Origin of the sequence: Bacillus sp. AF62 (assembly GCF_050312695.1) — a bacterium.
In the GTDB taxonomy this organism is placed as follows: domain Bacteria; phylum Bacillota; class Bacilli; order Bacillales; family Bacillaceae_G; genus Bacillus_A; species Bacillus_A cereus.
The window spans coordinates 22,712-40,940 of record NZ_JBNPJZ010000072.1 but is presented as its reverse complement, the minus strand read 5'-3'; the positions used below and the strand labels follow the sequence as shown (position 1 = coordinate 40,940).

Sequence of the window (18,229 nt, the reverse complement as noted above, 5' to 3'; positions counted from 1 at the left end):
AGAGGGACACATCTGTGTTCCCTCTTTTTGGGCATTCAATTAGCAACAGAAGCTATTGAATGAACCTGTGTTTCCACAACCAGGCGTACAAGCTGAAATACTTGTAATTTGTGGATCTACATCGCCTGTAGCTGTTGTTACTTGTACATCTAAATCAAAAAGGTTTTTTTCATTAATCATTTTCTTTTCCCCCTAAAGTTTTTTTAAGACAATATGTCTTATTTAGCAATTAGCAACAGAAGCTATTGAATGAACCTGTGTTTCCACAACCAGGCGTACAAGCTGAGATACTTGTAATTTGTGGATCTACATCACCTGTAGCTGTTGTTACTTGTACATCTAAATCAAAAAGGTTTTTTTCATTAATCATTTTCTTTTCCCCCTAAAAATTTTTTAAGACGTTATGTCTTATGTGTCTAATTTATCAGATAAATATCCTAGTAGAATCCGTATATTCCGCAAGCTTATATTGTAAATTCACGCATTATAAAATAAAAAATATGTAAATTAAGTATTGAAAATTTAAGGACTATATTGAAAACATCCCGTTTTTATTGTATTTTTTTATATAGAACCAAAATACAGAATATTTAGAAAGAGGGTTATTTTTATGAATAAAGCACTATGGGAATTTCTAATGGAGATGAAAAAAAACAAACTTACCTTTGAAAATTATGAATTATGTCCTTCATTGGAAACTCTATCAGTTGAAGAGCGAATTGTATTAGATGAGTATGCAAAGGATTTCCGGGTGAAAAATGATGGTGGAAATCAGTGGGTTTAGAGATTGTTTAATCAATCACATTGCTTACCATATCCCCTACCGTAATCAAAGTGATGAATCTGAAATACTTCTATTTATTCAGAAATGTCTTTCCCAAAAAGGAAAGGTTTTAAATCCAGAATCTTCCGGTTTCTCTTGGGGAGAGCTATATCTAGCTCTTTCTTTTTTGACCAAACGACAACCAATAACAAAGAGAGAATTGGATAAGGCAATGGGGATTGAATTTATTTTTTTATCAGCGGATATAATAGATGATTTGTGTGATGGAGACATATTAAATCCATTATATTTTAAAAATGAATATCCCCGTTTTTTGTTAGTTTCTCAATATTTACTTATGCAAGGACTGATATACTTAACTTATAAGACAAAAGATACTGCAACAGGAGATCTTCTCCAACAACTAATACATTCGTGTTGTGGGGAATGGAAAGATATCCAATTTTGTTTTTCAATAGATAAAAAAATAATTTTAAGTGAAGAAGAATATATGAAGCTTATTGAAAAGAAATCGGGTCTACTAACAGAAACTATCTTTCGAACTATTAATCCTGAAAATAGAATTTTAAAAGAAATCACATCATATATAGGGATAGCTGGCCAGCTAAGAAATGATGCTAATGATGCCATGACAGATAATAAATATGACCTTCAGGAATTAAAGGCTTATCTTCCTTTTTTAAAAGCTTATGAATATAGTTACATAACACAAGATGATTTTTTTAAAAATTTAACGGACAAACAAATTTCTTCTTCACCTGAAGTACGGGCATTGGTTCGGGATTACATAGAACAATCTGGAGCACTTCACTATTGTCGTATCCTATCTCGGCTATATTATAGAAAAGCATTTGCACTCTTAGAAAAGAATTTTATTCTTTCTACAGACGAAATGACTTATTTTCAAATGATGGTTATAGGCAGGGATCACTTCTATGCGTAATATTGGGTTCTGTATTCCTTTAAGCATTTTATATTTACTAATACTTTTAACGAATAACTACTATTTTCACTCTAGTAATTTTAAATAAAGTGTTAACTCTTTATTAATTAGTCATTTTTATATGATCAGCGTTATTAGTCTTATTTTTTTCACTATAGGGTTAATTAGCTTTTTAAAAAAAAGACAATCTATTGTAGCAAAAAAATTCTTTTCTCTAACATCTGTCTTTGGGATAGCCATTCTAACATCTTTATTATCTAGCTATGATATAAATATTTTTAAAGCTATAGAGGTGAGTAGCATTTTTATGCTTTCTTATCTATTAATAAGTTTTTTCTCTAATTTCCCTGTATCTACCAAACCAAAATATGTGAAAATATTCAACCTTGTATCATTTTTAATTTCAACAGGATTGACTATTATTTATATATTTTTTTGTTGTTTTGGATATATGTCTAACAATAATTTTAGCTTTTTATTTAAAGTTTTACTAATCACTAACCTATTTCTCAGTATTAGCATCTGTGTTTTTCTTATTTCATTACATTTACGAGAAAATAATCTTAAGGTGAAAAGTCAATTATATATTCTAATTTTTGGTATTATCCTTAGTTTTTTACCAATTGTTCTACTTAATCTGATTCCTGGTCTACTTTTTGGGGAATCTAAAATTCCATTTACATATTGTTTACCTAGTATTATTATATTTCCTTTAACTATTTCTTATTTATTAATAAAGCAAGAAGTTATTGAATTTGAGATTAGAATTTCTAAATGGCTAACAAACTCACTCTTTTACTTGCTCAATTTATTCCTTTTAAATTTATCGGTTGAACAATTCATAGATTTGTCACAAAAAGAAATATTCATACTATGCAGCTTAAGTGTATTATCTGTTGTACTCTCTGTATATATATATAAACTTATTCTCTCATTATTTAGGTATTTCAACATAAAAAATGATGCGCAATCAGGTTTACATAAGATTGAACTTTTTCAAACACTCTCTAAGGAGAAACATGCTAAAGAGCTTGCAAAATTAATAGGACAGCTTATTAACCAGATGTTCAACATTAATGGTGTGTCTATAATATGGAACTCAAATAGTATTTATCATTCATTATATGAGACAGGTATTTTTCAGGATATGGATAAATTTGAGCTATTTAACCAATTGAATCAACTTGAACAGAATCTGTTACTAAAGGAAGGTACTACTCCTATTCATATTCAGTTTGAAAAATACCACTTAATTTGTTTTCCAATACTTATTTACCAAGGCATGCAGGGAGCTATTATTATTGGTGAAAAAAATGATTATACATTATTTAAACCTAAAGAAATTAATGAACTTGAAGAGGTTGTAATAAACTCGGCAAATTTACTATTAAGTGTTAATACCCTCAATAGTAATAAAAAAGAAATTCGGAAAGCAAAGGTAAAGGCTCAAAACTGGAAACAATTTAACTACCAAATTATACAGTCTCTAGAGGACGAAAGGAAAAGGCTTTCGATTTTCTTACATGATGAAATTCTTCAAATTCTTATTTTGCAATTAAACGAAATAAGAATACTTCAGACTAAGAGAAACTTTTCTATAGATATATTAAATTCAATGGATGAGCAACTTGAAGATATTATCTATAGTATTAGAAAAATGTGTCATAATCTTCACCCTATTATCGTAGAAGATTTAGGCTTAGAAGCGAGTTTACACACACTAAAACGCGAGTTCGAATTAAATTATCGCATTCTCATTCATATACAATTTAATTGCAAATTAAAAATTCTCTCGAAGAATCTCGAAATACAGATCTATCGCATAATAAAAGAGCTACTGAATAATGCTATTAAGCATTCCAAGGGGAATAATGTTCAAATACATATCATAGAAGAAAAAGGCTGCTATGTTTGTACTGTAGAAGATGATGGCATAGGCTTTTGTGTTCCAAACAGTTTTTCTGAATTTAGTACAAGCAACCACCTTGGCCTAATGACTATCCAGCGTCAAGTTTCCGAGTTAAACGGAAATTTGAGAATATCTTCTGAAAAAGACCATGGGACATTAGTCACATTTACCATTCCAGTAAATTGGGAGGAAAAAAATGAGTATACATACACTACTAGTGGATGACCATTTGCTAGTTATGCTAGGCATCCAAAGACTACTAGAATCTGAGGAAGATATTAAGGTAATTAATACCGTCAATGATCCTTCCATATTAATTAAAACCGTGGCAGAAACCCGTCCTGATGTAATTGTTACGGACATCAGGATGAAGCAATATAACGGCATTGAACTTACAAAAGATTTATTGGCAAAATTTCCGGATGTAAAGGTTGTAATTCTATCAGGATATGATCATGAAGAATATTATAATGCGGCCTTTGAAGCTGGAGCAAGTGCATACATCACGAAAGAAAGATCAGCATTTGACCTAGCTAACGCCATTCGTCAAAGTCACATGGGATATATACTATTTTCTAAAAATCAAATTATGGGAAATAATATTGAAGCACTAACTTCTGCTGAACAAAGAATACTTCACTTAATCTCAAAAGATAAAACAAATTATGAGATTAGTATGGACCTTTCCATCAGCAAAAGAACTGTAGAATATCACATTTCTTCAATTATTAGAAAATTGGGTGTAGATTCAAGAGTTGGAGCAGTCGTAAAAGGGATTAAAAAAGGATTAATTGAGGGTTTTTAATTACAAAAGGACATTGCAAAACAGTTCCATTACAAAGTCTCTTGAAAGATAAGGTAATGCGGAAGTATAGCTCAATACTACCAGAGCCATAAAATGAAGAAATAGGTCCCAGTGATGAAGGCCTATTTCTTCATTTTAAACAACTGTTATCCTAATCATTTATTGATATTTTTTAAAACCCCAAAAATAAAATCCTTTCTTACATTAACTGTTACGCATACATCGGAAACTTAAAAGCTTCTCACAACCTCCATATAAATATGCCTCCTTTGTTTTGATAACTAAACTGTATGTAAACACCGTTCCTATTTCTATATACTTTATCAAGTTATGATTACACTGATGTTATTTAGGAGGTTTTATATTATTCACCTGTCCACCTTATATTTTGACTTCATAGCGTACATTTTTTCCTAATACTAGAGTATAACAATGCCGATAACAGTTCCTCTTAATAATAGCTTTACTAAACTGTACTTTCGTTAGAAGAGAGAGACCCTTAGACAAAAATTATCTAAGGGAAAAATAGCGTAACATTTTTATAAATCTTCTTTATTTTTCGTATCACTCAGCGATTTATGTACCCTTATGCGATATAAATTACCAATTATTTCCCTGTATCATATTCACATATATGTAAAATATCACTTATATCAATTTCCTTAATATAAGACGATTCGTAAACAAGTTGGGGTATAATCATCTTTTAATCATCATAACGGTTTCTGCTTAAACTTTTGATAGTTCCGTACCTTTAACAGAAGTATACTGCCACAATCTGTACAAATATAAGCATCTACTGGTGAAGATGTGAACATCGTCTCCTTTTTCCGTATTTGTGCATATCCGACAAACTCACCTTCTCCTATGTTATGAGAACCACAATTAGAGCATGTCTGCACGACTTTTTGTTTCATGAGAGCACCACCTTTAATCTGTTTCCACTCCCTTCGACAGTTCAATTCCATTTCCCTTCCAAAAAACTTCTTATTCTCCTACATTACAACAGGAATCTCAAAACAAAAATCGTATATATACTATGAAATATATTTATTAACGGAGGAATTTTATGACTACTGTTATGACACTCGATATAGCAACAGAAATTGAAAATGCAGAAATTGATATGCTCTCTTCTAGATTAGAGGGACTACAAGCAATGAGTGGAAATCCAATGCAAGTGCAAATGAAAAATTTCGGTAGTGCCACTGCCTTTTCATCAAAAATAATTGCCGGTCCTGCTTTTAATACGGTAAAAGGTATTACAAATGTAGATGCGATTGATGCAATCATTTCTTATTATAAATCACTACAAATTCCTTGCCGTTTTGAAATTACACCAGCGCAAGGCACAACTGAACTATTTCAATACTTATCTCAAAAAGGTTTTTACCAATCTAGCTTCCATACTGCTTTGTATAGTATACCGAGAAAGGGTTCATCACTTCTTCCTTCTAATATTACATTACGAAAACTGAAAGAAAATGAATTTGATATTTTTGCAGACATATATGTACGTGGATTTAATATGCCATCCTTTACAAAAGATGGTGTTCGCCAAAATAACGAAATTCTTTACAATGAACCAGGATGGCATTTTTTCATAGCAGAAATTCAAAATAGCCCTGCTGGTATTGGTGTCCTGTATATAAATAAAGGTGTCGCATCATTAGCTGCTTCTGCTACTTTGCCAGAATTTCAGCGTAAAGGCTGTCATACTGCATTAATTCAAAAGCGCATTAAGACAGCTATTGAATCCAATTGTACTTTAATAGTTGGACAAGCAAGGTTCGGTAGCGGCAGTCAAAATAACATGGAACGTGCCCACATGAAAATTGCTTATACAAAATCAATATGGACCGCAAAAGACATATAATTTACTTTATTTCACCTTCCGTTACATTTTTAAACATTTTATGACAAATCCTTTTCTATCCTATTAATCATTTGAATATTCAAACTAGATTTGTTACGATATTACTAGATACATCATTCAACTTGCAATATGAAAAGAGAATTCTAATCAAACTACAAGGAGGAGAAATGTATGACTAAACATGATCATGGTTTAAAAGAAAAAGTAGAAGGTGCCATTGATAAGGTAAAAGGTGAAGTAAAAGAAGTTGTTGGGAAAGTAACTGACAATAAGAAATTACAAGCTGAAGGAAAATGGGATAAGGTGAAAGACACTGCTAAAGATACAGTTGGTAATGTAAAAGAAAAAGTACATGAATATAAAGAACATAAGAAAGAAAAATAAAAAAAGAGCCCATCGGCTCTTTTTTTATTTTCCATCATTCTTCTCTAGCACGTATAAATCTTCTTCGATATTCGTTAATTTCTCACTTACAAGCTTTCTTGCATCTCCAATTGCTTGATTATATGCAAACGGTCCAACTAATTTAATCATTTCTTCTATTAAACGCTCTGCTTGGAAACGTCCAATTTCATCTAAATCTTCTTCCATAAAAAATTGCTGAATTTGTGCTACAAGTTCTTCTTTTTTATCATTTGGTATTTTTATATTCATCATCGTTGTTACTCCTCTATATTTAAGATAGTATCTTCCTTAACTCTACCATAGAAAAACGATTACCAGGACAGCTTTTTGTAACTCCTTCTAACTCTCTATGACCGAGTATATTTTCTTTCTTTATAGCAAATTGCTTCATAAACAGTTTGCATAAAGAATATAATGCATTCACTTGTGCAGGAGTTGGATCGTATTTATCGAAATTTCCCGTCATACATATTCCAATTGTATGGCGGTTATGGTCTTTCGCGTGCGCTCCAATATGTAAACCTCGTCCTTCCACTACAGTTCCATCCTTTTCGATAAAATAGTTGTAACCAATTCCGCTCCACCCCCTTACAGTTTGATGAAATTCATGCGTTTTATACACGTCCCATCCATCTTCAGCTGTATGGTGAATAATCAGTTTGTTTACTTTTTCTAAAGGAACTAATTCATCTTGAAATGTTAGATTGACACGTTTAATTTCCATTTGAACTGCCTCCTCTTAAAAATCAATCATAATAATCGTTTTATCATCTGGCCTTATTCTCTTTTCCGCTTCTAGCTCTTCAATAATTGCTATATATTCGTTTATACTATTCTTTCTTATATATGCAACAGTTTGTTCTAATGACCAATCTGGGTGAAATAACCCGTCTGAACAAATAAAAATCCCACTCACTTCATCTGTATGTAATTCACCATGTTGTAAATAATTTATCGCTTCTTTCATTCCATTTGCAACTGAATAACCATTTGGGATATTTGCAAGATAACGATTGTATTTTAACTGTTCTCGAACATCTTGAAAAACATATTCTTCTGGTACAGATAACCCTTTTTTACGATCTTCTTCCCTCTTCTTTTTTGCTCTTTTACTAATTCCTTCAACTGTGTCTTTCGTTAATACTTGCATCGTTCCATTTTGAAAAGTTGCGACAATCATACAGTCCCCAAGCTGCGCATATTCAATTTTCTCACCAACTATTTGGACTGCCGCGATACATGTGCACCACAAATGCTCTTTTTTTCTCGTGTCTACTTCATATTCTAACATTTTGCTTTGCAATGCTTCATTTGCTTTGGCAACCGCAAATTGTAAACTATGATTCTCTCGTAATGCAGTAAAATAACTTGCAAATAAATGCGAAGCGATGTATGCTCCATTATGTCCCTTTTCATCACGAAACGGGACAAGTGGTGTTGCACCGTCACATACACCATAAATCTTTTTTTCTTTATTACAAAAATAAGAATCCTCACATTCTTGCTTCAACGGGCTTTTCTGTTGATATGTTTTTATCTTCACAACTGTATCCCCTTTCAAATGATAAAATACTCAAATTCTTTTGATTAATCTAATTTACCTAAATAAACTGTTTTTACCCAAAACTTTCAATATCATATATAATCTTGAAATAATATGAATTTTTCAGTGAAGGACGGGAAAGAAATGGTCAGATTCCTTGGTGTTATTATCGGTTCTATTATTATTGCGGTTGCCTTTAATCTTTTCCTTATCCCCCACAAAATTTTAAGTAGTGGAATTGGCGGAATTGCTATTATTTTAGGGATTGTAACCCCTGTAAACACAGGCATTATTAACTTTGTATTAAACTTACCTATCCTTATTTTAGGGTACATAGGTCTTGGAAAAAAAGTAATTTTTAACACAGTTGTCTCTGTAGTTGTATTATCTGTTGCATTATACTACGTTCCAGTAAAAGTCGTAGCAACAGATCCATTGTTATCTTCTATCTTCGGAGGTGTCATCGCCGGAGCTGGTATTGGTCTTGTTTTTAACTGTAATGGATCCACTGGTGGATTTGATATTATCGGTATGCTTTTATCCCGCAAGCGAGACATTAAACTTGGCGGATTCCTTATTGTTCTAAATACAGTCGTTGTAATAATCGCAGGATTCTTCTTCACCTGGGATGTTGCACTTACAAGCTTACTTTCAATTTATGTAACTGGTAAAGTAATTGATGCTGTTCATACAAAACATCGTAAAGTTACACTTATGATTGTAACAAATGAAGCAGAAAAAATGAAAAAACAACTTCTTTCAACTGTTGTACGTGGAATAACGTTACTTGATGGCGAAGGTGCTTATTCAAGCGAGAAAAAGCGTGTACTTATGACGGTCGTTTCTCGTGAAGAATTAGCAAGTATGAAACTAACAATTTCTGAAATCGACCCGAATGCATTCGTTAATATTACAGAAACTGTAGAAGTGTTAGGACTTTTCAGAAGAAGTTAAAGACTAGGTGGGAATCCACCTAGTCTTTATTTTGCATAAATTCAATTCGGTTTCCAAATGGATCTGACACGTAAAATCGAATTACATCTGGCCGTGCATAATCATCAATCACTTTAACACCTTGCTCTATAAGTGTTTGCTTAAATTCATTAATTTCATTCACATAAAAAGCTGGATGAGCCTTTTTAGCTGGTGTAAAGTTCCGCTCGACACCAATATGGATTTCTTGATTTCCGCATTTAAACCAACATCCACCTCGTTTTTTCAACTCTTCTGGCTTTGGAATTTCTTCCATACCAATCGTATTCCCATAAAAATCACGCGCCTCTTCTTCACACCCTACAGGTGCAGCTACTTGCACGTGATCAATCCCTTGAATATAATTTTTCATTTTCTCTTCCCCTCCTCTACCCTAATGTTATACGGAAAACAGCCGTCTGTAACTTACAAAAGGTTTATAAAACAATATAAGCTCCCCTTATTACCATCCTGCATTCACCTTGCAAAAAATAAAAAAAAACAAAATTTATTCTATAACTTCCATTTTTTATAGAAATACACATTACATCTATATTATAGTTATAAATAGACAAATCTTTTTAGATGCTATTTGTACGGAGGAACTATTATGAGTCGTAAAAAATATTCACCAACTCAAAAAAAACGTCATCCGAACATTTCTAGACGTTTGCGAAACCATATACAAGATCGTTCATTAACAGAAATGTACGCATCTCTGTTCGAACACAATCCTGATAGTATTATTTCATTAAATTTAGAAGGAGTTATTCTACATATAAATCCTTCTGCCGAAAGAATATTAGGTTACACTTCTTTAGAATTAGAACAGAAAAATATTACCTCTATTTTAGAAGCCCATATTTCTGAGCAAGTATTACAAAATATAAAGAATACTGAAGCGGATAATCAACAAGAGTATATCTTATCTATTTATCATAAAAATGGATTCTTATTAGATGTTGTGACAAAACTAGTTCCTATTTTTGTTCAAAATCGTCTTACTGGCGTATATGCTATTATGAAGCCGCTTGAAAAATCAGAAAGAATTGAGAATATGCTAAAAGAAAGTGAGAAGAGATTACGTACATTAGTAAACTCCATGCCTGCGTTTGTTATTTTTAAAGATCATGAAGGGCGCTGGCTTGAGGCAAATGATTACGCACTTTCTTGCTTCAATTTCCATCATGTACCTTACCACGGGAAAAAAGATAGCGAACTCATTCAATATAATGAAGCATACCGGGAAGCTTTTTTACATTGTGAAGAAATCGATGAACTAGCATGGCAACAAAAACAAATTCTTCATGGCGAGGAATTTATTATACATAGAGATGATTTCGATCTAATCTTAAGTATATCAAAAGTTCCGCTTTATCATCCTAATGGTTCTCGCAAAGGTCTTATCGTGATGGGGAGAGATGTTACTGAGCTAAAAGAAACTGAAAAGTTACTACGAAAATCAGAGAAGCTCGCAGTAGTCGGACAACTGACAGCTGGAATTGCCCATGAAATTCGAAATCCACTCACTTCTCTAAAAGGTTTTCTAACGTTGCTCCTCCCTGAAATAAGTGAGGAGCAGAAATGGTATATCGATGTTATGTTAAGTGAGATTTCACAAATGGAATCCATCACGAGTCAATTTATGGCGATGTCTAAGCCACAAGTATTATCTATCCAAACTTGTAACATACAAACTTTAATTGAAGAGGTAGTTACATTTATTTTACCGACTGCAATTATGCATAGCGTTCATATCATCATGGATCATTTTGATTACGTATATGATATTCAATGTGACGGTAACCAATTAAAACAAGTGTTTATAAACATATTAAAAAATGCGATAGAAGCAATGCCAAATGGCGGAAATATTTTCATCCAAACAAAACCATTAGAGGATAATTTCATCTTAATACGAATTATCGATGAAGGTTGCGGCATTCCTGAAGATCGTATCTCCCGTCTAGGCGAACCTTTTTATAGTTTAAAAGAAAAAGGCACAGGACTAGGATTAATGATGTGTTACAAAATAATTGAAGAACATCATGGTAGATTACACATTTCAAGCGAATTAAATAAAGGTACGATTGTTGATATTGAGCTACCACTTTCTTCATCTCATCTTGCAATCCAGTCTTAAATAAAAAAGAAGCATCTACTAATCGTTAGCAGATGCTTCTTTTTTTAAAATGCTTTGTCATACCACTCTTTTGCTTTTTCTACTTCACCCATCGTTAATTGATGCCCTCGATTTTCCCAATGCATTGTTACATTCGCATTTGCATTTTCTAATAGTACCTTCAATTCCTCTGACTCTGCTGATGAACAAATTGGGTCATTTGTCCCAGCAGCAATAAACACAGATTTCCCTGCTAAATTTGCTAATTGCATTGCTCTTCTTGGTACCATTGGGTGATGAAGCACAGCACCTTTTAATGCATTTTCGTAATGGAATAATAAGCTTGTTGCGATATTTGCCCCATTCGAATAACCGATAGCTACAATGTTATTTCTATCGAATTTATATTCTTTAGCCGCTTCATCTAAAAATTCATTTAATTCCTTCGTACGGAAAATTAAATCCTCTTCATCAAAAATGCCCTCTGCTAATCGGCGGAAGAAACGCGGCATCCCATTCTCTAACACATTTCCCCTAACGCTTAATACCGACGCTTCCGGATCAATTATTTCTGCAAGTGGTAGTAAATCTAATTCATTACCACCTGTGCCATGAAGTAATAACAACACTGGTTTTGACGTATCTTTTCCTTTTTGAAAAACATGTTTCATCATAATCCTGTTCCCCCTTCAATCACTTTAATCTAAATTTCTCACTTCAAATGGTAAAAGCGTTTGTTCAATCTGTTTTCTATGTTGTTCATATTGTTCCGGTAACTTTAATTCCTCACCCATCGTCTCTAACGATTCATCATGAGCGAAACCAGGAGGATCTGTTGCAATTTCAAATAAGATTTCACCATGTTCTCTAAAATAAATCGCGTTAAAATAATTTCGATCTTGTACAGGAGTTACGTGATATCCAAAACGCGACACATGCTCTTTCCAGTCTAGCTGATCAGCATCGTCAATCGCTCTCCAAGCTATATGATGAACTGTACCAACGCCCATTTGGCCACGACCGATTGTTGATAATTTCAAATCAATAATATTTCCAATATCAGCAGAAGAACGGAATCGAACAAATTCACCCTCTTCTCCAATTTTTTCAAGACCCATAATATGTTCTAACAATTCAGCTGTTTTTTGAGGCTGTGCAGATAAAAGAACAGCACCTCCAAACCCTTTAATTGCTACTTCTGGTGTAACTTCTCCAAAACTCCAATTATTTAATTCGCCTGCTTCTCTTTCAACTAATTCTATATGCAAACCATGCGGATCATCAAATTCTAAATACTGCTCTCCAAAACGAGTCATTTTCGTATACGAAACATCGAATTTTTCTAATCTATTTTCCCAAAACTCCATTGCACCTTTTGGTACAACGTAAGACGTAATTCCTACTTGACCATCCCCAATAATACCTTGACGAGCACCTGCCCATGGGAAAAACGTAATAATTGTTCCAGGTTTTCCTCCTTCATTTCCAAAATAAAGATGGTACGTACCTGGATCATCAAAATTCACTGTTTGTTTCACTAAACGTAACCCTAATACACCAGCATAAAAGTCTACATTTTCTTGTGGATGCCCTACAATCGCTGTAATGTGATGGATTCCCATTGTTTTCTTTTCCATTTCTTCCACTCCTTTTTTATTTCATTATAAAAAATTCTTTTACATTTAAATTCATTATTCATTTTGTCCATGCTACAAAGTAAAATCCGTCATTATAATTTTATCTCGAATTCGAGATATTGATTATAAAAATACACATTAACTTCCAGCTTGTCAATTCATCTCAAATTCGAGATAGTTTTTAAAAAATATTTACTCCATTTAAAATCTTTATTCAAAGTACAAATTAACTTGAACTCAAATTTATTATAAGTTACTTACTTTTAGTTGTCAATAAGTTCCTTATTTTCATTTTAAATAAAAAGAGAGTAAACGCCAGTTTCGTTTACTCTCTTCGCTAATCATTTCGTTTCTTCTTCCAATATTGCTTCCATCTCATTAAATTCACGATGAACTGCCTTAACGGGTTCTTTCGTTAATAAACTTACAACGATAACAGTTAATAAACTACAGAAGAATCCAGGTACCATTTCATACATAATTGCTTTTAAACTTGGAATTTGTACCCATGCTATAACAACTACTGCACCAACATTCATACCTGCAAGAACGCCCCATTTATTCGTCCTTTTCCAATATAAACTTAATAAAATGGCTGGTCCGAACGCTGAACCAAATCCAGCCCAAGCATAACCTACAAGTGTTAAAATTGTATCACTTGGATGATACGCTAAAACAACTGCGATCATAGCTACTACTAATACTGACAATCTACCGATAAATACAAGTTCTTTGTCACTTGCATTACGACGGAAAAATGTTTTATAGAAGTCTTCCGTTACTGCACTTGAAATAACAAGTAATTGTGAGGAAATACTACTCATAATCGAAGCCAAAATAGCTGATAATAAAAATCCTGTAATGTACGGATGGAATAAAATATTGGAGAATGTTACAAAGACCATTTCTGGGTCTTGCAATGTCGCATTATTTTTAGCATAATAAGCGATACCAATTAGACCAGTAAGCATTGCACCTATAATTGAAATTGTCATCCAACCGATACCGATTCTACGAGAAGTCTTTAAATCTTTAATAGAGGTGATTGCCATAAAACGGACAATAATATGCGGTTGACCAAAATACCCAAGTCCCCATGCTAAAAATGAAATAATGCCAAGTATTGTGTTCCCTTTAAACATATCTAAATGCGATGCATCGACTTGTTTAATCGTATTAAATGTTTCTGTTACACCACCGACATCCGTAAAAGCAACAATTGGCACTAGTACAAGCGCAATAAATATAATACAACCTTGTACAAAGTCCGTCCAGCTTACGGCTAGAAAGCCACCGAATAGTGTATACGCAACAACGACACCCACTGTTACAAATAAACCAATTTTATAATCTAGGTTGAAAGAATTTTCAAACAAACGTCCACCTGAAACTAAACCAGCCGACGCATAAAATGTGAAAAATACTAAAATGACGATAGCGGAGACAAAACGAAGTATTTTCGTACGATCTTTAAACCGATTCTCTAAAAAGTCTGGAATCGTAATTGAATCATTTGCCACTTCTGTATACGTTCGTAAACGTGGGGCAATGATTAAATAGTTTGCATAAGCACCTATTAATAAACCTATCGCAATCCATACACTTGATAATCCTGTTGCATACATCGCACCAGGTAATCCCATTAGCATCCAACCACTCATGTCAGAAGCACCAGCTGATAAAGCTGTAACTGCTGGACCGAGTCCCCTTCCACCTAACATATAATCTGATAAATCGGATGTCTTCTTATAAGACCAATACCCGATATACAACATACCTGCCATATAAATAGCAAGCGAAACCATAATTTCAATCTTCACCAAATCTCTCCCTTATTCCATAAGCCATTCAAAATTTCGAAAAATGAATTTTTCTATTTTCTTGTTTTCGCTTATGGTTCCCTACCTTAACAAACATTTTTTGTTCTTTCAAGTGAACGAGCACTTTTCATTACATGTGAAAACCTTTATAAACGCCTTTATCCCAGTGGATTACAATGATTTTTCAAGAAATTAAAGTAATAATATTCAGAAAATAAAAAAAGCCATACAAATGTATGACTTTTAACTCTATTTAAGCATAGCTCATCTTCTATTTACTAGTAGGAAACAATTCTGAAAGAGAAACTACCCGCCCCACCTCATCTTTAAACACAATATGCTCTCTCATTAAATGGCGCGGACTCTTTACTCCCGCTGCTGCTGCGAGTGAGAACACACTATATCTCATACTTATTATATAATTCATGACTCGCCACTTCTTCTCATACGGATCTAACGCTTTTTGATAATGCGGATTCGTCGTGGCTACACCAGATGGACATTGGCCAGAATTACATTGAAGGGCCATAATACAACCGCTTGCCATCATAAATCCGCGGGCTGAACTTACAGCATCCGCTCCAATCGCTAAAGCAATCGCCACTTTATCTGGTGTGATTAATTTACCCGATGCAAATACTTTAAACTTGTTACGGACACCATAATAATTTGCTGTATCGATAAATGTAAGTAATGCTGGAATAAGCGGCAGTCCCATACAATCTGCCATCGATTTATACGTTGCCCCTGATCCGCCTTCTGAACCGTCTATTGTAATAAAATCTGGGTAAATATTTAGTTCTTTCATTGTTTTTATTAAATCTTCCAAAGGCTCCTGCTGACCAATTACAATTTTCATTCCAACTGGTTTACCGCCGCTTTCTTGCAACTGTTGAATAAAACAAAGTGTATCCACTGCATTCTTTAAAAATGAAAATCGATTCGGTGAATTAATCGTCTCTCCCTTTCGGACGTTGCGAACAAAAGCAATTTTCTCATTTACTTTTTGTCCCTCTAGATGACCACCACGTATTTTAGCACCTTGCCCAAATTTCAATTCGAATGCTCTAATATTACTTTCTTTCGCTTTCTCCATGAATTTTCCCATTGAAAAATTACCGTCCTCATCACGGTACCCAAATAACCCTGGACCAATTTGCGCAACGATATTCGCTCCTGTATGTAAATGTTCTGGAATAACGCCACCTTCACCAGTATTAATCCACGATCCGCCTGCCATTTTCGCTCCAAAACCACTCGCTAAAATATAATTTTCTCCAATCGCGCCGTAAGAAGTCGCAGATGCTCCAAACATGCCATGTAGTTTCCACGGATATTTACGGTTTTCACCGACTATAATTGCATCATCTTCTTCGTACAGCCAAAGATTCGTTGTATCCGCTGTCAATTTTTCTCTTCTTGAAAATAATCCTTCTTTATGAATCATGTACTTTTTACCTTCCCGCTCTTGCGAAAGATTCACACTTAATTCCTCAGTTAATATCGGAAATAATGTATTAGCAATATAATAGCCAGAAGCTTCAAAATCTCGTTTTGATCCAAAACCAAGTATTTCAGAGCGATATTTCGCTAAAAACATAACACTTTGAAAATCATAACGTGAGAAAGGCTTTCCATCCGTATCATGATCAAACCAATATTGTCGAAATTCAGGCCCTATCTTTTCCAGTAAGTAGCGCATTCTTCCTAAGTACGGATGTAACTTTAAAATAGAATGATGTGTTCGTTTTTTTATAAAAAATGTAATGATAAAAAAGATGATTAAAAGCAACATTAAAAATAGTAATATACTAATAATAACGAGTAGCGTTTCACTCATCCCGCTTCCCCCTATGAAATCCCATAATAAAAGGAGAACACTCGGTGTGCTCTCCTTTTATCTTTATTCATACTAACGTAGCAAGATGCTCTTTCGCGTCATATTCAACTAAACTTTCAGCATGTTTAATTCGATGAACAAAGTCTGGATTAGCAATTAACGGTCTGCCGAATGCCACTACATCAATTGTTCCTTCTTGCAACGCTTCTTCGGCCTCTTTCGGATTTAAATTACCAACCCCAACAATCGTACCACCCCAATATTTTCTTACTAGTTGATGAAAATTCTTTCCGTCAGCAATCTCTTGCGTATAATTCATCGTTGAAGGATGAATCATCGTTAATCCAACTTCTTTGAACATATTTACGAACGTTTCAATTGCAAGCTCTGGATTTTCCCACATATAAGTAGGGTTATCACCTTTAAAAGCAGAGAAACGAAGAAGTGTTTTATCGGCTCCAACTGCTTCTATTACAGCCTCCGTTACTTCTTTCATAAATGTTAACCTTTGTTTTAAATCACCACCGTATTTATCTGTTCGCTTATTCGCAAACTCATAAGTAAATTGATCAATTAAATATCCGTGTGCACCGTGAATTTCTACTCCATCAAACCCAGCTTCGATTGCATTTTTCGCAGCTTGTGCGTATTGACCAATAACTTCTTCTATTTCTTCTAACGTCAATGCTTCTGGTGTATCAAACGGTTTACGAAAACGCGGAACATTCCCTTCTGCAGCAATAGCAGACGGTGCTTGTGGCAATTGACCACCAATTATTTCATGATGACTCATACGCCCAACATGCCATATTTGAGCAATAATCGTCCCGCCTTCTTTATGTACTGCCTCTGTAACAGGTTTCCAAGAATCGATTTGTTCTTGCGTATAAATACCTGGTACTCCTGGGTTCCCTTTTGCTCTCGGACTAATGACAATTCCTTCCGTAATAATTAGTCCAATTCCATCCGCAGCACGTTTTCTGTAGTATTCCACTACATCAGCGCCAACTACTCCAGTCTCATTATCTGCAAAGCATCTTGTCATCGGTGCCATTGCTATACGATTACGAAGAGACAATGCTCCAATTTGAATTGGATCAAACAACTTTGTTTCTTCAACGTTTTCAAAAGATCCACCAGCGTTTACATTTGTTCCTTCATAAATACTCGCTGCTTTATTACTTGAACTTGTCATTTTTCTTCCCCCTAAAAAATCTTACTATAATCGCATCATACTTACTTTTAGATAGTAACGTCAATTTTTACGACTTTACAATAAAAAATTCGAATATCAAAAAAATAAAATACTATAAATAATATTAAAAAGGTTTCCTTAGAAGGAAACCTTTTTTGTTGACCATATATGGCTGTCAATTCGTTTATCTCTTTAATATAAAAAATACCTTATCAATAGAAGTGAATATGGTTCAGTATTCTTCTAAAAATAATAACTTATATACCTAAAACAATGAAAGCCCTACCTCTCTTTCATCCTTACGGCTCCTCGTCCGTGCCAGTGTGAATCAGGATTGCAAAAATCAAGTAACTATTTTATCGAAGTATTGAATTAAAC

The 18,229-nt window shown here is 33.8% G+C and carries 20 protein-coding genes; 8 read left to right on the top strand and 12 right to left on the bottom strand.

Features of this window, described 5'->3' with window-relative positions; translation table 11 throughout:
* Positions 1–39: 39 nt before the first annotated feature.
* Together ACQRBL_RS17500 and ACQRBL_RS17495 are read right to left on the bottom strand one after the other, a co-directional pair.
* Positions 40–180 carry a gallidermin/nisin family lantibiotic gene (locus ACQRBL_RS17500; RefSeq protein ID WP_023522751.1) on the bottom strand — a complete coding sequence of 47 codons (141 nt, stop codon included), beginning with the start codon at positions 178–180 and terminating at the stop codon, positions 40–42.
* A gap of 49 nt (positions 181–229) precedes the next feature.
* Positions 230–370 carry a gallidermin/nisin family lantibiotic gene (locus ACQRBL_RS17495; protein ID WP_023522751.1) on the bottom strand — a complete coding sequence of 47 codons (141 nt, stop codon included), beginning with the start codon at positions 368–370 and terminating at the stop codon, positions 230–232.
* Positions 371–610: 240 nt separating this feature from the next.
* Between ACQRBL_RS17495 and ACQRBL_RS17490 the strand changes: the two genes are divergently transcribed.
* The 4 genes from ACQRBL_RS17490 to ACQRBL_RS17475 all read left to right on the top strand — a co-directional run bounded on the left by ACQRBL_RS17490 (position 611) and on the right by ACQRBL_RS17475 (position 4,441).
* Entirely contained in the window at positions 611–784 is a 174-nt protein-coding gene (locus ACQRBL_RS17490; protein WP_023522753.1) for a hypothetical protein, read from the top strand.
* On the top strand, positions 759–1,727 hold the full coding sequence (locus ACQRBL_RS17485; protein ID WP_411996170.1) for a polyprenyl synthetase family protein: 969 nt from the start codon (positions 759–761) through the stop codon (positions 1,725–1,727). The genes ACQRBL_RS17490 and ACQRBL_RS17485 overlap by 26 nt, the downstream gene beginning before the upstream one ends.
* Before the next feature lie 121 nt (positions 1,728–1,848).
* Entirely contained in the window at positions 1,849–3,861 is a 2,013-nt protein-coding gene (locus ACQRBL_RS17480; protein ID WP_411996171.1) for a sensor histidine kinase, read from the top strand.
* On the top strand, positions 3,833–4,441 hold the full coding sequence (locus ACQRBL_RS17475) for a response regulator transcription factor (protein WP_023522756.1): 609 nt from the start codon (positions 3,833–3,835) through the stop codon (positions 4,439–4,441). Before ACQRBL_RS17480 ends, ACQRBL_RS17475 begins: the two co-directional genes overlap by 29 nt.
* Positions 4,442–5,154: 713 nt before the next feature.
* Here the strand turns inward: ACQRBL_RS17475 and ACQRBL_RS17470 are convergent.
* Complete coding sequence (locus tag ACQRBL_RS17470; RefSeq protein WP_063549354.1) at positions 5,155–5,358, bottom strand: hypothetical protein; 204 nt, start codon at positions 5,356–5,358, stop codon at positions 5,155–5,157.
* A 152-nt stretch (positions 5,359–5,510) separates the two neighbouring features.
* On the opposite strand from ACQRBL_RS17470, the gene ACQRBL_RS17465 reads away from it, so the two are divergent.
* Both ACQRBL_RS17465 and ACQRBL_RS17460 read left to right on the top strand, forming a co-directional pair.
* Positions 5,511–6,317: a GNAT family N-acetyltransferase gene (locus ACQRBL_RS17465; protein WP_098563744.1), complete on the top strand. Its 807-nt coding sequence runs from the start codon at positions 5,511–5,513 to the stop codon at positions 6,315–6,317.
* Between the two features lie 171 nt (positions 6,318–6,488).
* On the top strand, positions 6,489–6,701 hold the full coding sequence (locus ACQRBL_RS17460) for a CsbD family protein (RefSeq protein ID WP_098214160.1): 213 nt from the start codon (positions 6,489–6,491) through the stop codon (positions 6,699–6,701).
* A gap of 24 nt (positions 6,702–6,725) precedes the next feature.
* Here the strand turns inward: ACQRBL_RS17460 and ACQRBL_RS17455 are convergent, their stop codons facing one another.
* From ACQRBL_RS17455 to ACQRBL_RS17445, 3 genes are read right to left on the bottom strand one after another with little or no spacing between them, the layout of a single operon-like run.
* Positions 6,726–6,974, bottom strand: coding sequence for a DUF2164 domain-containing protein (locus ACQRBL_RS17455; RefSeq protein ID WP_411996172.1), 249 nt, complete (start codon positions 6,972–6,974; stop codon positions 6,726–6,728).
* Positions 6,975–6,993: 19 nt separating this feature from the next.
* Complete coding sequence (locus tag ACQRBL_RS17450) at positions 6,994–7,446, bottom strand: peptidoglycan recognition protein family protein (protein WP_000403999.1); 453 nt, start codon at positions 7,444–7,446, stop codon at positions 6,994–6,996.
* Between the two features lie 15 nt (positions 7,447–7,461).
* Positions 7,462–8,283 (bottom strand): protein phosphatase 2C domain-containing protein, encoded by an 822-nt coding sequence (locus ACQRBL_RS17445; RefSeq protein ID WP_411996173.1) that lies wholly within the window; start codon positions 8,281–8,283, stop codon positions 7,462–7,464.
* Positions 8,284–8,409: 126 nt separating this feature from the next.
* On the opposite strand from ACQRBL_RS17445, the gene ACQRBL_RS17440 reads away from it, so the two are divergent.
* Entirely contained in the window at positions 8,410–9,219 is an 810-nt protein-coding gene (locus ACQRBL_RS17440; RefSeq protein ID WP_000251348.1) for a YitT family protein, read from the top strand.
* A 19-nt stretch (positions 9,220–9,238) separates the two neighbouring features.
* Here the strand turns inward: ACQRBL_RS17440 and ACQRBL_RS17435 are convergent, their stop codons facing one another.
* On the bottom strand, positions 9,239–9,610 hold the full coding sequence (locus ACQRBL_RS17435) for a VOC family protein (RefSeq protein ID WP_000800772.1): 372 nt from the start codon (positions 9,608–9,610) through the stop codon (positions 9,239–9,241).
* Between the two features lie 237 nt (positions 9,611–9,847).
* Here ACQRBL_RS17435 and ACQRBL_RS17430 point away from each other — a divergent pair, with 237 nt between their 5' ends.
* On the top strand, positions 9,848–11,380 hold the full coding sequence (locus ACQRBL_RS17430) for a BA3702 family sensor histidine kinase (protein ID WP_411996174.1): 1,533 nt from the start codon (positions 9,848–9,850) through the stop codon (positions 11,378–11,380).
* A gap of 44 nt (positions 11,381–11,424) precedes the next feature.
* Here the strand turns inward: ACQRBL_RS17430 and ACQRBL_RS17425 are convergent, their stop codons facing one another.
* The 5 genes from ACQRBL_RS17425 to ACQRBL_RS17405 form a co-directional block, all read right to left on the bottom strand.
* On the bottom strand, positions 11,425–12,033 hold the full coding sequence (locus ACQRBL_RS17425) for an alpha/beta hydrolase (protein ID WP_097920578.1): 609 nt from the start codon (positions 12,031–12,033) through the stop codon (positions 11,425–11,427).
* 24 nt (positions 12,034–12,057) lie between these two features.
* Complete coding sequence (locus ACQRBL_RS17420) at positions 12,058–12,996, bottom strand: ring-cleaving dioxygenase (protein WP_000412727.1); 939 nt, start codon at positions 12,994–12,996, stop codon at positions 12,058–12,060.
* Between the two features lie 341 nt (positions 12,997–13,337).
* Positions 13,338–14,816 carry a sodium/proline symporter PutP gene (gene putP / locus ACQRBL_RS17415; RefSeq protein WP_411996175.1) on the bottom strand — a complete coding sequence of 493 codons (1,479 nt, stop codon included), beginning with the start codon at positions 14,814–14,816 and terminating at the stop codon, positions 13,338–13,340.
* Positions 14,817–15,087: 271 nt separating this feature from the next.
* A complete protein-coding gene (locus ACQRBL_RS17410) occupies positions 15,088–16,656 on the bottom strand; it encodes an FMN-binding glutamate synthase family protein (protein ID WP_063548367.1) in 1,569 nt (522 codons plus the stop codon).
* A 67-nt stretch (positions 16,657–16,723) separates the two neighbouring features.
* The gene (locus ACQRBL_RS17405) at positions 16,724–17,851 is read right to left on the bottom strand and encodes an alkene reductase (RefSeq protein ID WP_411996176.1); all 1,128 of its coding nucleotides are present in this window, start codon (positions 17,849–17,851) and stop codon (positions 16,724–16,726) included.
* Positions 17,852–18,229: the final 378 nt, after the last annotated feature.

Coding starts and splice junctions, on each gene's coding strand:
- ACQRBL_RS17460 (WP_098214160.1), top strand. CDS start 6,489: ATGACTAAACATGATCATGGTTTAAAAGAAAAAGTAGAAGGTGCCATT.
- ACQRBL_RS17440 (WP_000251348.1), top strand. CDS start 8,410: ATGGTCAGATTCCTTGGTGTTATTATCGGTTCTATTATTATTGCGGTT.
- ACQRBL_RS17430 (WP_411996174.1), top strand. CDS start 9,848: ATGAGTCGTAAAAAATATTCACCAACTCAAAAAAAACGTCATCCGAAC.
- ACQRBL_RS17465 (WP_098563744.1), top strand. CDS start 5,511: ATGACTACTGTTATGACACTCGATATAGCAACAGAAATTGAAAATGCA.
- ACQRBL_RS17470 (WP_063549354.1), bottom strand. CDS start 5,358: ATGAAACAAAAAGTCGTGCAGACATGCTCTAATTGTGGTTCTCATAAC.
- ACQRBL_RS17455 (WP_411996172.1), bottom strand. CDS start 6,974: ATGATGAATATAAAAATACCAAATGATAAAAAAGAAGAACTTGTAGCA.
- ACQRBL_RS17410 (WP_063548367.1), bottom strand. CDS start 16,656: ATGAGTGAAACGCTACTCGTTATTATTAGTATATTACTATTTTTAATG.
- ACQRBL_RS17405 (WP_411996176.1), bottom strand. CDS start 17,851: ATGACAAGTTCAAGTAATAAAGCAGCGAGTATTTATGAAGGAACAAAT.
- ACQRBL_RS17485 (WP_411996170.1), top strand. CDS start 759: ATGATGGTGGAAATCAGTGGGTTTAGAGATTGTTTAATCAATCACATT.
- ACQRBL_RS17500 (WP_023522751.1), bottom strand. CDS start 180: ATGATTAATGAAAAAAACCTTTTTGATTTAGATGTACAAGTAACAACA.
- ACQRBL_RS17435 (WP_000800772.1), bottom strand. CDS start 9,610: ATGAAAAATTATATTCAAGGGATTGATCACGTGCAAGTAGCTGCACCT.
- ACQRBL_RS17425 (WP_097920578.1), bottom strand. CDS start 12,033: ATGATGAAACATGTTTTTCAAAAAGGAAAAGATACGTCAAAACCAGTG.
- ACQRBL_RS17480 (WP_411996171.1), top strand. CDS start 1,849: ATGATCAGCGTTATTAGTCTTATTTTTTTCACTATAGGGTTAATTAGC.
- ACQRBL_RS17475 (WP_023522756.1), top strand. CDS start 3,833: ATGAGTATACATACACTACTAGTGGATGACCATTTGCTAGTTATGCTA.
- ACQRBL_RS17495 (WP_023522751.1), bottom strand. CDS start 370: ATGATTAATGAAAAAAACCTTTTTGATTTAGATGTACAAGTAACAACA.
- ACQRBL_RS17450 (WP_000403999.1), bottom strand. CDS start 7,446: ATGGAAATTAAACGTGTCAATCTAACATTTCAAGATGAATTAGTTCCT.
- ACQRBL_RS17490 (WP_023522753.1), top strand. CDS start 611: ATGAATAAAGCACTATGGGAATTTCTAATGGAGATGAAAAAAAACAAA.
- ACQRBL_RS17420 (WP_000412727.1), bottom strand. CDS start 12,996: ATGGAAAAGAAAACAATGGGAATCCATCACATTACAGCGATTGTAGGG.